Source organism: Staphylococcus sp. HGB0015 (genome assembly GCF_000411275.1).
GTDB lineage: Bacteria > Bacillota > Bacilli > Staphylococcales > Staphylococcaceae > Staphylococcus > Staphylococcus schleiferi.
In genome coordinates this window covers 476,101-491,683 of record NZ_KE150417.1, presented here as the reverse complement: position 1 = coordinate 491,683, position 15,583 = coordinate 476,101, and the positions used below count along the sequence as shown (strand labels likewise).

The window sequence follows — 15,583 nt, the reverse complement described above, 5'->3', positions numbered from 1 at the left end:
TACCTAGGACAATTCAAATATTGATATATAAAGAGCCTGAGACAAAATTGTCTCAATAATCGATGAAATCCGAGGTTTTCGTAAAAAACGAAAAATCTCGGATTTTTTCCTTTTATCATCAGTTTAGCCGCACTAGATGCGACTAATTTCCTTAGGCACCTCGTTAATTTAGTTTTTGTTGTGATGAATTAAATTATACGAAAGTGACTTATTTTTTTAAGTATAATGGTGAATGATTACATATATAAGCGAAGTATTTATAGCGAGACTCCTGAGGGAACAGGACGAGCCGAAGACTACAGGCTGAGGCTGTCCCCTCGGAAAGCGAGCCTATATAATACGAAGCATGATAATAAAAGGAAGCTCGAAGATGATTTTGATAAAAATCGTCTTCGAGCTATTTATTTTGGTATTTATGTCCCAGGCTCTTTCTTGTATGTAAAATACATATTATATTTCGTTATAATTATTCAATTCGTTTTATAGTTAATTTAATACCAGTTATTTACTATATAAATATAACATATTAAAAGTCTCCATCATTCAAATATCAAATTAATTTATTACAATTTACTAGAACTATATACATCTAAGCAAATTATAGTTAGAATATTTTCAAGGACATTAATATAATTATTTTAACTAAAGGGGCTTTTCTTAATATGATTTATACAATTACTTCTACTCTACCAAAAGAACATGGTGGTCGTACTAAGTCATTGTTACAAAGAATAAATCTACTCAAACAGCAATTAAACATCGATAATGTAATTTTGACAACAAACTACAATATTGAATATCCAGAAATTCAAAAAACATTTTTCGAAAAAGGCATTCTTGATTCCTCTATTACGCATGAAAACATCTATGATTGGTTATCTGGTTATCGTCTGTATGCCGTTAAACGGAGTCGTTTCAAATCAAGGCCATTCATAAATGAGTCACCTCGAGAAATCGAAGGACTGACATCTAAAGTTTCTAAGAAAGATAATGACATTGTTCGATACTACGATCAAGAACGCTATGTCCTTTATAGAAAATACTATGCAAAATCAAACATCTTAGAATTAGAAGATTTTATGGATGACATCTCCAAGCGTCGCATTGAAAGACGTAAGTACAATCAATACGGCTATATTCATCAAAAAATCGTCTATCATCCTAAGACTTTCGGTAAGCAAGTTGAAACATTTTATGATGGTTTAGGCTACCCATATTGCGTCAAATACTATACTTCAGATGCAAAACCTAAACTAAGTCTCATCAAACTTGTTGATCAAGAAGGTCGACCTTATCGCTTTTTTGATAATGAAAAAGCATTATTTCGTTATTATTTTGAAAGTAAGTTCCAAGACGGTGACATTGTTTTCAATGATGCGCGTTTATTGGACAGACCTTTATTATTCAATAAAAAGAAGACTAAAAACATCCTCGTTTTCCATAATACGCATTTACAAAATGATGATACAAGCGTACTCAAATCTTATCAATTTGCATTAGAAAATAGTAACGCTGTATTCAAATATCTAATCCTTACAAATCACCAAAAAGAAGATATTCAAGCAAAATATGGTATTTCAAATGATAAATTCGTAGTCATCCCTCACTCTATTGACCACACGGATTCCCACAACATTGAACATGCTCGTAAAGACTTTGTTTTTATCGGAAGATTTAGCGTACAGAAACAATTGACGCATCTTATTCGTGCTTACAAATTATTTAAAGATAAGGGCTACGAAGATAAACTTCACCTTTATGGTAAAGATGAAGATGACCAACTAAAAATGATTAAATCTTTGATTAAAGAATTAGATTTAGAAGAAAGTGTCGAAATTAATGGCTTCACATCAAATCCATTAGACGTATTTTCACGTGCAAAAGCTTCTTTACTAACAAGCCTGCACGAGGGATTTGGGCTTACAATTATGGAAAGTATCAAAACAGGATGTCCTGTCGTTTCATATGATGTGAAATATGGACCTAGAGAAATTATTGATCATGAGTCAAATGGTTATCTAGTCACACCACAAAATATAGAAGAATTTGCTTCTAGAATGGAAGATATTGTTAATCAGCCATTACAAAATGTGCAGTTGACAAGTAGATTATATCAATCTACAGCCATTGAAAATTATAAAACCCTTTTTAATTCCCTTGGCTATACGGATAAAAAATAATATAGTTCAATCGCATTAACTCACGATTATTTTTTATTCTTTCTAAAAAAGCGATGAAGAAGCAAGCCACTAAGCCCTTCTTCATCGCTTTTCATTATTTATTATTTATACATTAACACTTAAACGTGGTACAAATGTTTCAAAGTGAATTCGATTTTGGTCTACGCCTAAATCATCTAATGTTTTAATGATGGATTGTAAAAATGGTGTTCCTCCACATACATAAACTTCTGTTTCATCTGTAAGGTAGGTTTTAAGTTCATCCGCTTCTAAATAACCTTCTTTATCTTTAATATGAAGATGAAGATGCGCATGAGACGATTTTGCTGTTAACGCTTCTAATGTGTCTTTAAAAGCAACGTCATTTTCTGTCGCAGCGACATGAATCATTTGTGCTGTACCTTGTGATTCAACCACTTGTCGGTACATAGAGACTAAAGGCGTTACACCTACGCCTGAACCGATAAATAATTGAGGCTTTTCAGAATGATGTACTTTAAATCCTCCCACCGGTGCAGATAATAAAATCGTATCCCCTTCTTTAAATTCTTCATGTAATACCGTCGATACTTCACCCTCATGTGTATCACTCACTTCATGTCTTACCCCAAATGTCAAGAAGTCTTTACCACCATCTACAATAGAATAGTGACGTTTTGCTCTATAAGGTAATCTTTCACTTTCAATATCTACTGTGATGTATTGTCCTGGTACAAACTGACTTAAATCTTGTGTCTCTGAAGTCACTGTAAATGCTTTAATATTATGTGTCACTTGCTCAATATGCGTAATTTTAAATGGTTTGAAACCGTCCCAAGCCATGTTTTCATAGATTTCTTTTTCTACACCGATGAAAGCATCTGCAATCACGCCATATGCTTTTGCCCAAGTTTGAATAACTGGATCATCTTCTTCAAGCCCAACAATTTCTTGAATGGCAGCAAGTAAATTTTCACCTACAATCGGATAATGCTCTGGAAAAACTTGTAAAGCACAATGTTTATAAGCGATTTCTTTAATAATAGGTAAAATCGGTGTAAAGTCCTCAATGTTCATTGCAGCTGCTAAGACAGATTGTGCAAGCGCTGTCGATTGAAATCCTTTCTTTTGGTTCGTTTGATTAAACATATTGCGCAATTCAGGGTGTTGGTTAAACATTCTATTATAGAAATTTGATGTGATTTCTGTTCCTCTCTCTTTTAAAATCGGTACAGTTTGCAAAATAATTCCTTTTTCTTCTTGTGTTAACATAAATCCTCACTCCTGTTTAATATTTGCATAGATTCCTTACTCAAACATTTGGCTTATGTCAAAAGTAAATCAATCGTACATTTTGATACAGCCATTCTAGAAAAATATAACATATTCTCATTGATGATAATTAGGTCCATAGATGGATAGCAAAATTCTCTGAAGAATGTATAATACTTAATGTGAATACCATAACAGTTCAATGAACGGAGGGCCAAAATCTTATGAATAAACTACTTCAATCATTATCAGCTATCGGTGTATCAGCAACACTTGTCACACCACATCTTAATGCAGAGGCTACAACAAACACGATTCCCTCTTTTAAAGGTATAAAAGACTCGGTCATTCAAGTGGGCGAAAAATACAACCCCCTTGAAGGTGTGACCGCTTTTGATAAAGAAGACGGCGACTTAACTGATAAAATTAAAGTGAATGGTCATATCGATACATCTAAACAAGGTACATACGAACTTCAATACCAAGTTGCCGATTCAGACGGTGCGATTGAAACTTCTTCAAGAGTGATTAAAGTTGTAGATGCACCCTTAAAATAACATTTGTATCATTAGTTCCGACCAACCAAAGGAAGCATCAACACTTTTTCCTAATGCAAAATTTATTATGCACTAAAAACAATATTGATGTGCTATGCCATTCCCATAAAGAAGAGAGAGATAAAATAGACACATAAAAACTGTGTTTATAAATCTTTCTCTTTTTTTCATATCAACTACTTCGTATTTTAAACTTTTTTTCACAAATTTTAATTAGCACTTTCCCTACATCTATTCTTCAAATCCCCTTTTTTAAATCCAAAAAAAATAGCTCGAAAAGTTTGTGAAAAAATAAACATTACCTTTTTCTTAATTAAATCTTAATTAAATAAGTAGAAATAGAGACTTTTCACAAAATGTACACATAATTTTAATAATGCCCTGAAGCCCTATCATGCCTTGAATATCAAGGCTTTCATGTTTTTTCATTTATTATTTTTTCAAAATGGCACTTGTAAATATCATATATTATTTTAAAATTAGTATAAGCCCTACAATTGTAGTATTAGGAGGTCAAAAAAAGTGTCAAAATTTAAGTCTTTGCTTCTAGCTTTCGGAACATTGTTTTTGCTTGCGGGCTGTTCTGATGTAGAAGTTCTAAACGCAAAAGGGCCAATGGCCAGCGACCAAAGGTTTTTGATTATTTATTCAATCATCTTTATGGTTGCCATTGTAGCTGTGGTACTTATCCTATTCGCGATATTTACGTTTAAGTATCGTTACAAAAACACAAGCGAATCAGGAAAAATGCACCACAACGTTATTCTTGAGACAGTATGGTTCATCATCCCTGTGATCATTTTAATTGCATTAATGATTCCAACTGTTAGAGCCTTATATGAATATGAGGAGCCACCTAAAGCTGAAGATGACCCAATTGTCATTTATGCAGTGAGTGGTGGATACAAATGGTTCTTTGCTTATCCGGATGAAAAAATTGAAACGGTTAACCACATTAAAATTCCTACTAACCGACCAATTACTTTCAAACTTCAAGCAATGGACACAATGACAAGTTTCTGGGTTCCTCAATTAGGTGGTCAAAAATATGCTATGACTGCCATGACAATGGAGTGGACTTACCAAGCTCACGAAGAAGGTACATATCGTGGACGTAACTCAAACTTTAACGGTGAAGGCTTCTCTCGTCACACATTTAACGTAGAAGCTGTCAGTCAAAGTGAATATGACAAATGGGTAAAAGAAGCGCAATCTGAGAAAAAAATTGATCAAGATACGTTTGATAAACAACTTTTACCTACCACTAAAAATAAAGAACTTACTTTTAGTGGCACACATATGGCATTTGTGGATCCTGCTGCTGATCCAGAATACATTTTCTATGCTTATAAACGATTCAACTACGTACCAAAAGATCCAAACTTCTATGATGATACAAAAGGCGTACTAAGTGAACCGAATAAGCCAGCACGTAAACCACAAATTACAAATGCGAACTACGAACGACATGGTATGAAAGCTGCCATTCTGAAAAACGACGAGCCATATAATCGTGCATTCATGAAAAATGAAAAGCATACTATGGACGAAATGGAATCAATGCATGAAGGTGCCAAAGATGCTGAGGCACATAAAGATCATAAAAGTGGAGGTGGACATTAATGTTGAACTTTCCGTGGAATGAGCTTTTAGTAAACGGTAACTGGATGATTACATTGGCTCAAATTGCAGCACCATTCCTTGTTATTGGTGTTGTTGCTGCCATTACTTACTTTAAGCTCTGGGGATATTTATATAAGGAATGGTTCATGTCAGTCGACCACAAAAAGATTGGTTTAATGTACTTAATCTGTGCTGTTTTAATGTTTGTACGTGGTGGTATTGATGCAATCCTATTACGTATTCAATTAACAGTACCAGATAACCCATTCTTAGAATCAAACCATTATAACGAAATTTTTACAACGCACGGTGTAATCATGATCATCTTCATGGCAATGCCACTTGTTATCGGTTTAATGAACATCATTATTCCATTACAAATTGGTGCACGTGACGTTGCATTCCCATTACTTAACAACATTAGTTTTTGGTTGTTTGTAGCAGGTATGCTTTTATTCAACCTTTCATTTATCGTCGGTGGTTCACCTGCAGCAGGTTGGACAAACTACGCACCACTTGCTGGTGAATTTAGTCCTGGACCAGGTGTAAACTACTACTTAATCGCGATTCAAATTTCAGGTATTGGTACTTTAGCAACAGGTATTAACTTCTTCGTTACTATCATTAAGCTAAAAACACCAAGTATGACATTTATGCAAATGCCAATGTTTGTTGTTACAACGTTTATTACAATGTTAATTATTATCTTGGCATTCCCTGCATTAACAATCGCACTTGCGTTAATGACTGCTGATAGAATCTTTGACACTGCATTCTTTACAGTAGCCAATGGCGGTATGCCGATGTTATGGGCAAACTTCTTCTGGGTATGGGGGCACCCTGAGGTATACATCCTTGTCCTTCCGGCATTCGGTATTTATTCAGAAATTATTCCAACATTTGCACGTAAACGTTTATTCGGACACCAAAGTATGGTGTGGGCAACAGCTGGTATCGCATTCTTGAGTTTCTTAGTTTGGGTTCACCATTTCTACACAATGGGTAATGGTGCATTAGTTAACTCATTCTTCTCAATTACAACAATGTTAATCGCTGTTCCTACAGGTGTGAAAATCTTTAACTGGTTATTCACATTGTACAAAGGCCGAATTACTTTTGAATCACCTATGCTATTCTCATTAGCATTTATCCCTAACTTTACAATTGGTGGGGTTACAGGTGTCATGCTTGCGATGGCATCCGCTGACTTCCAATACCACAACACATATTTCTTAGTGGCCCACTTCCACTACACAATTGTTGCTGGTGTTGTATTCGCATGTTTCGCAGCTATGATTTTCTGGTATCCAAAAGCAATGGGATACAAATTATTTGAGAAACCAAATAAATGGTTCTTCTGGATCTTTATGATTGGTTTCAACGTTACATTCTTACCACAATTCATTTTAGGTCTTGATGGTATGCCACGTCGTCTTTACACTTATATGCCTGAAGATCACTGGTTCTTATTGAACTTTATTTCTTCAATTGGTGCAGCGTTGATGTCTATCGGCTTCTTAATTTTCGTTGGTAACATCATCTACAGTCACATTAAAGCACCACGTGAAGCAACTGGCGATAACTGGGATGGTTTAGGACGTGGTTTAGAGTGGTCAACTGCTTCAGCAATTCCACCTAAATACAACTTTGCCATCACACCAGAGTGGGACGATCTTGATACATTTGTTGAAATGAAACGACAAGGTAGACACTATCTTGACAATCATAATTATAGTGACATTCACATGCCAAATAATACACACATTGGTTTCTGGATGGGTGTCTTGTTCTTCATCGGTGGTTTCTTCTTAGTATTCGAAACATTATTACCTGCGATTTTATCACTTGCTGGTATTTTCGGATTAATGATTTGGAGAAGTTTCCAAGAAGATCACGGTTATATTATTCCTGCAAGTGAAGTCGCTGAAACTGAAGCGCGCTTAAGAAAGGCACGTCAAAAAGAAAGGGAGGCTCTAAATCATGAGTAATAAGGTTGTCGATACTATTGATGCTCGTACACATGAAGGCGAAATAAATAAACTCGGTTTTTGGATCTTCCTTACAGCTGAATTTGCACTTTTTGGTACGCTTTTCGCAACACTATTAACCCTCCAACATGGTGGTAGTTATGGTGGCATGCTTACAACTGATTTGTTTGAATTACCACTCGTATTAATCATGACTTTCTTACTTTTAACAAGTTCTTATACTTGCGGTATCGCGATTTATTACATGCGTAAAGAAAATAAGAATTTATTATTACTTTGGATGATTATTACAGTGTTACTAGGGATCGGATTTGTTGGATTCGAGATTTTCGAGTTCTCGCACTACGTTCATGAAGGTGCAACACCACAAACTGCTTCCTACTGGTCTAGTTTCTTTATTCTATTAGGAACGCACGGTGCCCACGTAACTTTAGGTATTTTCTGGATTATCTGCTTATTAATCCAAGTTGCAATGCGCGGGCTTAATAAATACAACGCACCAAAATTATTTATAGTAAGTTTATACTGGCACTTCTTAGATGTTGTTTGGATTTTCATCTTTACTGCCGTATATATGATAGGGATGGTGTATAGCGGATGAATACAATTGTTAAACATACGATAGGCTTTATTGCCTCAATCATTTTAACGTTACTTGCAGTTTTCGTGACTCTTTACACATCACTGTCTTTTAACGCCAAAGTTACTATTATTTTTGGTTTTGCATTTATCCAAGCGTTCTTACAACTCTTAATGTTCATGCATTTAACTGAAGGTAAAAATGGTCGTATTCAACTTGCAAAAGTACTCTTTGCGATTATCATTACTTTAGTTATTGTTATCGGAACATATTGGGTTATGCAAGGTGGTCACGGTCACCACATCTAAGCAATGCATAACGAAAGCACTAACACGCATGCGTGTTAGTGCTTTTTTTACAATATTATTTTAAAGGAGCGACAATAGAGATGCCTATCCCTATTATTATTGATACAGACCCTGGTATTGATGATGCTGCGGCCATCAGCTTCGCACTTCATCATCCAGAAATCGATGTCAAATTGATTAACACGGTCCATGGTAATGTATCTATAGATAAAACAACACGAAATGCGTTAACACTCGTAGAATACTTCAATAAAGATGTCCCAGTCAGTCGTGGTCAAGCTGTCCCTTTAATTCAGCCTCCAATTTATGCAGAACATGTACACGGGGAAACGGGTATGGATGGCTTTGAATTTCCTCCTCTCACACGAACGGTGAAATCTGACAATGGGGTCGAAGCAATGAAATCCGTCATTGTTGAAAGTCATTCACCTATTACCTTAGTTCCAATTGGTCCTTTAACTAACATCGCATTATTGCTAAAGCATCATCCGGACATCAAACATCAAATCAAAGAAATTGTGTTAATGGGCGGCAGTGCTTCACGAGGAAATGTGACTGTAGCAGCTGAGTTTAATATTTATGCTGATCCAGAAGCTGCTCAAATTGTCTTTGATAGTGGTGTACCTATCACCGTAATTGGTTTAGATGTTGTGCGTACAACGAATCTTCCTTTAGAAAAGTTGCCAAAGATTCAAAATACGAATCAAACTGGCGCGATGCTTGTTGAGCTTTTCCGCCATTATAGAGGTGAAAACTTCCAACAAGGCTTGAATGTATATGATGCCTACACCATCATGTATTTAATCCATCCAAATTTATTTACACTACGTCCAGCTCATGTCGATGTTGAACTCAAAGGTGAACATACACGGGGCATGACCATTATGGATTTCCAACATTCTCAGCCGAATGCGCAAATTGTGATGCAGATTCAATATGAAGATTTTCTTGACTCTTTCTTCTCATTATTATCCTACTGCCCTTAATATAACTTAGACGAACCGCGAAATGTGGATAAAATCATTATAGCGATAGATTGGAAATCAATATTCCGGCTCAAACGAGTGTGAATCCATAATAAGCAATAACAATGATATAAAGAGAGCGCTAAGATGACTTTGATTGAAAAAGTCGTCTTAGCGCTTATTTAGTCTAAAGATAAACAATATGGCTAGAACTGTACAAGCTTTCTAAGTGTAAATAAAACCTATTAGACACTGTTCTTTTATTTAAATTATAGTCAATCGTCTACACTGAATTGGACATATTCTATGGGAATAGATAATGATAATTTAAGTAGGATTAGATGCATACCTAACCTAACTTCAATCACTTATTTTAATTGTCGTGATCTTGTTTAAGCACGTCACCAGACTTCGCATCCAATGTGATTTCTTGTTCACCTTGCTTGCTTGATAATTCGATTTCATAAACAAATTGACCATCGTCTTGGCTCAATTGCCATTGTTTTAATTCACCATCATATTTTTTCTGTGCTTTTTTAACAGCTTCTTTAAATGAAATTGCATCTTGATATTGGATCGCTTTTTCATTATCCATCTCGTGTTCTGATTCTTGTTCTTTGTGTATGACTTTATTATCTTTATCTGATACTTTTATTTCTGCTTCTTTATTTCCTTTGAATAAGCCGATTTCATAAACCCATTCGCCATGGTCGTTTTTATATTCTAATTTTTTAACGTCCCCATCAAATGATTTTTGTGCAGTTTTAATGGCTTCTTCTGGTTGTGTTTTCACTTTATTAACATTTTGAGTCGTCATATTTTGAGATGATGCGTTAGATTGATTGTCTGATTTTTGTTCAGTTTTCTGTGCATGCTCTTGATGGTCATCGTGATCGTCGTGATCATCATGACCACAAGCCGCTAGGACAATCCCTGTTGATAATAATAGTGATAATACTTTGAACCTCATTGTATAACCTCCGAATTTTTAACATAATCTTTACTTAAACTTCACATTCCCTTTATACAGACTTTTATGCAGAAATGCTACAATTTATTGTTTCATATATTAAAAATCCGTCGAGAGATGTAGCTGTCTATCGTAATTGCAATCGATTTTTTATAGCGCCTATAATGTGTGGTGCTTTCTCTAAGTGGTTGTAAACATCTAATAACTTCGATTTTTCATTTTGCCAATTGTAAATGACTTTGGCCTTTTTGGTATTCTCCTTACATTGGGCATAAAAAGACGGATCATCAATCATTTGATTAACAGCTTTTGCGATGTGCTGAGCGTTATGAGGGTCAATTGCAATACCAATCTCATTTTCTACAATAACACGTTTAACTTCAGGAAAATCACACCCAATAACCGGGACATGCGCCATGATATATTCAAATAATTTATTTGAACTGGCTGAATAATGATTAAAACAAACATTTTGTAAAACTTGAAAACCAACGAAAGCTTCGCGTGTAATACTTGGCAGTTCTTGAAATGGGACTTTATCTAAAAAATAAATCCAATCTCGTGCAGAGGATTGTTGCGCTTGTGTTTTCAACGTCTCTGTCAATTTACCGCCTCCGACAAAAACCAATACGCCCTCCTTAATTAAAGGCATCGCTTCAATTAATTTTTCAAGACCTCGACCTTGTTGAAGCCCCCCTTGGTAGAGTAATATTTTTTCATCTGGTTTTAAATTAAGCTTTTGATGTAAATTTATTTTAGGTTTTGTTTCAATATCATACAGCTCAGAATAATTATAAAGTGTTTTCGGATAAAATCCGTAAATGTGTTCATTATATTTTGCTCTCGTATGATTTTCTACTATCATTTCATCAACAAATTGTAATAGAAATCTTTCAATACGCTTAATTAAATCAGGACGATACCCTGTACGATCGGATTGAACTTCGTGACTATCATAGACAAGCGGTTTTGGTTTGAGACGCAACTTCGCACACACAATTCCTTGGGGTAATGTGTTCAAATCGTTTGCATGATAAACGTCTGGATTGAGGCGATAACCTTTAACAATCATTCTTAAAATAATCGCACTATTAATTACCCACTTGCGTAGCCAACGGGATTTCATTGCCCCCATGCTAATTAATAATAATGCTAAATAGCTGCTTAATAACATATAATTCACATAAAACAAGCCGACTGCCACAGCTGTACATACACCTCCGACAACGATTAAAAAGCGTTTGCCATGATCTGAATAAGCTTGCAATAGTGTGGGATAACGTTTTACGCGATGAACGCTAAAACGATCTGAAATCTTTTCATAAGGGTGGATATTGGGATTTTTCGGATCATTAATCGCAATCAAATCAACCTGGTAACCTGCATCTGCTAATGCGGTACATTCACGATGCACACGCGCATCATTTGTAAAGTGATTCCAAACGAACATACCTACTTTTTTCATCTATAACGTCCTTTCTTATATCTTTTAAAATGTAACACTGTCTAAAATATTAAAAACCACCCACTTGCCATATAATTGCGATTAAAAATAAAATGAAACTACCACCTAAAGGTAAAAAGGTATGCCAATGTACAGGTGATAATTCTGACGCTTCAATTGAATCACTTCTCTGTTGTTGTAATCCAAGCATTTTCTTTTTATAAGCAAGTTGTCCTTTTTTATCTCGTGCTTTAAAACCACGAATTAACGTATTATATCGCTTAACAACATGATTGACTTCGCCATATTCAATCATTTCTCCATAGTGAATCCAGATGGCTTTATCGCATAAATTTTTAATTTGAGCTGCTGAATGAGATACAAAAAATATTGTTTTTCCTTGTTGCTGCAATTCTTTCATTTTGGCGATACATTTATTCGCAAACGTTTCATCACCAACTGATAACGCTTCATCCACAATGAGAACATCTGGATTTGTATGAATAGCAATTGAAAAACCTAATCTTGCTTTCATCCCACTCGAATAACTTTTAATGGGCTGATAAATAAATTCATCGAGCTCAGAAAATTTTACGATATCATCGAATATTTGATTAATTTCTTTAGTAGACATACCATGCATTAAACATTTATAACGTATATTCTCTTCACCCGTAAAATCATTTTTCAAGCCTGCTGAAATCGCAATGAGTGAAGCATTACCATTAATCGTTACTTTCCCTCTCGAAGGTTTTAATACTTCTGCGAGAATATTTGATAAAGTTGATTTCCCTGAACCATTTAATCCAATGAGTCCAACTGACGTTCCTTTTTCGACTTCAAATGAAATATCATAAAGCGCATAGTAGGGTTTAGGTTTGTAAAAATAACCAAATGAAAATAAAGAAATCATTTTACTAATTTTACTGTTATTTAAATCATATATTTTTGAGACATTTTCTACCTTTACTTTATAAGTCATGTTATCACCTGATTTAGATGTGAGTTATTTCGTGCGTTTGCTTTAATTTCGCGAAAGCAATTCACGTAATCTTCAAAGTCTCCCATTCGTGTTTTAATAATCGATTGATCTTGATCCATTACACTTCCTTCCTCTGTAAATGCCCAAACCATATTACCGCTGCCTTTATAATCGCTAAGCTTCGAAGGAATATAAGGATTCAACTGTTTAATACCAATCGTATGTGCGTCAAAAATAAGTAAGCCATCGAATAACAAAGTAAGATTTAAAAATTCAAAATAACCTACCAGCGGGTGTAAAATAATATATTCTTTAAAATCACTGTTTTTGTACATATTCAAGACATTACCTCTAATATTTGTAAAACAATGTATTCTAAAGTTTGTTTCCCCTTTAGATTCTAAATATTTGCATACCAATTCAATCTCGTTAAAACCCCTCGTAGCATAAAAATTACCAAAATAACCTAAGTTGATATATTCAGCATCCACTTCATAAGTAGTCATCACTTTATAATAATCGTCTTTTCGAGGGATAGGATGTCTCGATATGACTGCACGGTTTCTAATACTTTCTTTAATATTGTCATCAAATCGCTCAATCATGTACTCCATTTGATTTTCATTTGTAAAAATTAATTCATCTGCATGAGATAAAGCAAGTAACTCACAAACATTAAAGACATTATCGTCAACTAATGACACAAGTTCGGGTCTTAAAGATTTCTTAATTTGATATATATACTGTTCATCTTCAATGGGTGCAAATCTTAAGTCACTTGTTACAGTCGTGTGCAATGGATCTGAAAATTCAGCTCGCCAAAAGATGTGCGGATTTTTAACTTTAATTTCATATCCTAAAAAATGAGATTGTGGAAACATGGCTCGAGAATAGAGGTGCTCGTAAGATTTTGGATTTTCCTCTAACACTTTTAATCCTTCTTCGATAAATCCGCTAATACTTTCCCAACTAGAAAAGGCTTGTTTAACATCAAGTAAGTAATGTGTGTCTACTAAATGTTCAGCTAGCGTATTCAACATCGGATCTTTGTTTCTAATGCGTGACATGTTATTTGATATGATATCTACAATCTCTTCCTGATCTCGAATACGCTTTGCCATGACGTTCCCACTCGTATCAATAAATGGTGGAAAACAATAGGCCACCACTAATGTCTTGGCATGCCCATTATTCAACAAATGATAATTGAAAGGTTGGAAATGTTCCCTGATATACATCATTAATCGCGCATTGACTTCTGAAGATTGCGTTTCCATAAAAGCCTTAAGTTTAACGATTAAATCATTCGCTTCAAAATGATAAGTAACGTCCGTGAGGAGACTCTCTGAATAAATAGCTTGAATCGTTTTTAATGCTTGGTAAGCTTCTGCTGTCGTTTCGATGTTCGTTTTTCGGTTTTGTGTTAAATTCGATACTTCTATTTTGCATTGTGAAGTACCTATATACTCACTACATCTTTCATTAATGTATGACTTTATAAAGCTATCAAGCAGATACTTTAAATAGATATTTTGTATCGCATGTGTCGGATAAAGCCATTCTGAACCGATTAAATAAATCATATCGCGTGATAATGTATGATTAGCAATAGGCAATGTACTGATCATTTCCTCATGAAACAGCGTGATAAGAACATGGCTGTATTCAATCTGTTTTATTGCAAATTCAAACGAAGCGTTAAAGTCATTTTCGAATAAATGACAAAAGATTTGTGAACGCTTTTGAATTGCCATCTCATTAAAATTTAAAAGCTCTTCTTTTGATTTAAATATTAAAATCAATTGGTCATAGCGATTTTGAAGTTGTAGGAAAGTTTCCTGATCTAAGTGATTGTTTAAAAATAAGATATAGGAAATTCCCTTTTTTAACCTTTTGTTATTTTGAACCTCACCACTATTAATCAACGAATTGGCAAAGGAATGAGGTTTTCTTGCAATAGGTTTTTGCATTGCTTCTAATTGTTCCGGTGAATATTGTTCTGGCGATGCATTCATTTTACAACCTCCCTCCAAAACCATTTCATCCCTTTTTTGACATTTTTCTTGTTCACTTTTTTCTGATAAGTAATTGCCTTTTCTAGAAGATCAATCAACCTTTCATGATTTAAATAGATTTTTTTATATTTCCAAGCACTCCGTTTAAAACGATGTAATTCTCTAAATGCATACTGCATCCTTTTATGTTGCTTTATATATTCTGAGTACAAGTCTTGATAGTCATGCTCTAGCTGTGTTAAAGCATTTTTAAGTTGATGTTCATTCACTGTATTTCTGCCTATTTGTTGTTGGATTGCTAGCTTTAATTGTTCAATTAATTGCTGGTTATGCGTAGCAACTAGCGCCTGTGTCCCCTCATTTTCTATAAAATCTATAGATAGAATTTGATGCTTGAAGTTGTAAATGTTAAGCATATACATTTCAGGCATCTGAGATAAGAGGCTAATGATTGTCGTTTCATTTGTCACAAGGACGTGAAATATGCATTTAAATTTCAATACATGCGGTATCTCAGCTAATAACGATTTAAAATTTGCGATTGTGCGCGCATCTATTACTTCATAAAAATGGCACTGAATTTCCGTCACTTTTTCTAAAGCTGTTTTAAATTGCGTTTCACTTCTATGTGTCCAATGATTGTTCTTAAAATGAATTTCGAGTTTATGCGTATTTGTATTAAAATCCCACGAAAAAATACACTTATTTTTAGACATCGCT

Annotated in this window: 13 protein-coding genes; 7 read left to right on the top strand and 6 right to left on the bottom strand. The window is 34.6% G+C overall.

Features of this window, described 5'->3' with window-relative positions:
- The first annotated feature begins 662 nt into the window (after nt 1-662).
- A complete protein-coding gene (locus tag HMPREF1208_RS02285; RefSeq protein ID WP_016424729.1) occupies nt 663-2,180 on the top strand; it encodes a glycosyltransferase in 1,518 nt (505 codons plus the stop codon).
- A gap of 105 nt (nt 2,181-2,285) precedes the next feature.
- Here the strand turns inward: HMPREF1208_RS02285 and HMPREF1208_RS02280 are convergent, their stop codons facing one another.
- Nucleotides 2,286-3,431 (bottom strand): globin domain-containing protein, encoded by a 1,146-nt coding sequence (locus HMPREF1208_RS02280; protein WP_016424728.1) that lies wholly within the window; start codon nt 3,429-3,431, stop codon nt 2,286-2,288.
- 224 nt (nt 3,432-3,655) lie between these two features.
- On the opposite strand from HMPREF1208_RS02280, the gene HMPREF1208_RS02275 reads away from it, so the two are divergent.
- The 6 genes from HMPREF1208_RS02275 to rihC all read left to right on the top strand — a co-directional run bounded on the left by HMPREF1208_RS02275 (nt 3,656) and on the right by rihC (nt 9,473).
- Entirely contained in the window at nt 3,656-3,988 is a 333-nt protein-coding gene (locus HMPREF1208_RS02275) for a DUF5011 domain-containing protein (protein ID WP_016424727.1), read from the top strand.
- Nucleotides 3,989-4,510: 522 nt separating this feature from the next.
- Nucleotides 4,511-5,611: a cytochrome aa3 quinol oxidase subunit II gene (qoxA, locus tag HMPREF1208_RS02270; protein ID WP_016424726.1), complete on the top strand. Its 1,101-nt coding sequence runs from the start codon at nt 4,511-4,513 to the stop codon at nt 5,609-5,611.
- A gap of 2 nt (nt 5,612-5,613) precedes the next feature.
- Nucleotides 5,614-7,599: a cytochrome aa3 quinol oxidase subunit I gene (gene qoxB / locus HMPREF1208_RS02265; protein WP_037559218.1), complete on the top strand. Its 1,986-nt coding sequence runs from the start codon at nt 5,614-5,616 to the stop codon at nt 7,597-7,599.
- Entirely contained in the window at nt 7,592-8,200 is a 609-nt protein-coding gene (gene qoxC, locus HMPREF1208_RS02260; RefSeq protein ID WP_016424724.1) for a cytochrome aa3 quinol oxidase subunit III, read from the top strand. The genes qoxB and qoxC overlap by 8 nt, the downstream gene beginning before the upstream one ends.
- The gene (gene qoxD / locus HMPREF1208_RS02255) at nt 8,197-8,487 is read left to right on the top strand and encodes a cytochrome aa3 quinol oxidase subunit IV (protein WP_016424723.1); all 291 of its coding nucleotides are present in this window, start codon (nt 8,197-8,199) and stop codon (nt 8,485-8,487) included. The genes qoxC and qoxD overlap by 4 nt, the downstream gene beginning before the upstream one ends.
- A gap of 80 nt (nt 8,488-8,567) precedes the next feature.
- Complete coding sequence (gene rihC, locus HMPREF1208_RS02250; protein WP_016424722.1) at nt 8,568-9,473, top strand: ribonucleoside hydrolase RihC; 906 nt, start codon at nt 8,568-8,570, stop codon at nt 9,471-9,473.
- A 352-nt stretch (nt 9,474-9,825) separates the two neighbouring features.
- Here rihC and HMPREF1208_RS02245 read toward each other — a convergent pair whose 3' ends face one another.
- From HMPREF1208_RS02245 to HMPREF1208_RS02225, 5 genes are all read right to left on the bottom strand, one after another.
- On the bottom strand, nt 9,826-10,422 hold the full coding sequence (locus tag HMPREF1208_RS02245; protein ID WP_016424721.1) for a PepSY domain-containing protein: 597 nt from the start codon (nt 10,420-10,422) through the stop codon (nt 9,826-9,828).
- A gap of 127 nt (nt 10,423-10,549) precedes the next feature.
- Nucleotides 10,550-11,887, bottom strand: a complete 1,338-nt coding sequence (locus HMPREF1208_RS02240; protein ID WP_016424720.1) for a glycosyltransferase — start codon at nt 11,885-11,887, stop codon at nt 10,550-10,552.
- 49 nt (nt 11,888-11,936) lie between these two features.
- Nucleotides 11,937-12,848, bottom strand: coding sequence for an ABC transporter ATP-binding protein (locus tag HMPREF1208_RS02235; protein WP_016424719.1), 912 nt, complete (start codon nt 12,846-12,848; stop codon nt 11,937-11,939).
- Nucleotides 12,845-14,863, bottom strand: a complete 2,019-nt coding sequence (locus tag HMPREF1208_RS02230) for a hypothetical protein (protein WP_016424718.1) — start codon at nt 14,861-14,863, stop codon at nt 12,845-12,847. The genes HMPREF1208_RS02235 and HMPREF1208_RS02230 overlap by 4 nt, the downstream gene beginning before the upstream one ends.
- Nucleotides 14,860-15,579 (bottom strand): hypothetical protein, encoded by a 720-nt coding sequence (locus HMPREF1208_RS02225; protein ID WP_016424717.1) that lies wholly within the window; start codon nt 15,577-15,579, stop codon nt 14,860-14,862. Before HMPREF1208_RS02225 ends, HMPREF1208_RS02230 begins: the two co-directional genes overlap by 4 nt.
- Nucleotides 15,580-15,583: the final 4 nt, after the last annotated feature.

What these genes read in the sequence shown, in the direction of transcription:
- qoxC (WP_016424724.1), top strand. Translation starts at nt 7,592, where the DNA reads ATGAGTAATAAGGTTGTCGATACTATTGATGCTCGTACACATGAAGGC.
- HMPREF1208_RS02240 (WP_016424720.1), bottom strand. Translation starts at nt 11,887, where the DNA reads ATGAAAAAAGTAGGTATGTTCGTTTGGAATCACTTTACAAATGATGCG.
- rihC (WP_016424722.1), top strand. Translation starts at nt 8,568, where the DNA reads ATGCCTATCCCTATTATTATTGATACAGACCCTGGTATTGATGATGCT.
- HMPREF1208_RS02225 (WP_016424717.1), bottom strand. Translation starts at nt 15,579, where the DNA reads ATGTCTAAAAATAAGTGTATTTTTTCGTGGGATTTTAATACAAATACG.
- HMPREF1208_RS02235 (WP_016424719.1), bottom strand. Translation starts at nt 12,848, where the DNA reads ATGACTTATAAAGTAAAGGTAGAAAATGTCTCAAAAATATATGATTTA.
- HMPREF1208_RS02280 (WP_016424728.1), bottom strand. Translation starts at nt 3,431, where the DNA reads ATGTTAACACAAGAAGAAAAAGGAATTATTTTGCAAACTGTACCGATT.
- HMPREF1208_RS02230 (WP_016424718.1), bottom strand. Translation starts at nt 14,863, where the DNA reads ATGAATGCATCGCCAGAACAATATTCACCGGAACAATTAGAAGCAATG.
- qoxD (WP_016424723.1), top strand. Translation starts at nt 8,197, where the DNA reads ATGAATACAATTGTTAAACATACGATAGGCTTTATTGCCTCAATCATT.
- HMPREF1208_RS02285 (WP_016424729.1), top strand. Translation starts at nt 663, where the DNA reads ATGATTTATACAATTACTTCTACTCTACCAAAAGAACATGGTGGTCGT.
- HMPREF1208_RS02245 (WP_016424721.1), bottom strand. Translation starts at nt 10,422, where the DNA reads ATGAGGTTCAAAGTATTATCACTATTATTATCAACAGGGATTGTCCTA.
- HMPREF1208_RS02275 (WP_016424727.1), top strand. Translation starts at nt 3,656, where the DNA reads ATGAATAAACTACTTCAATCATTATCAGCTATCGGTGTATCAGCAACA.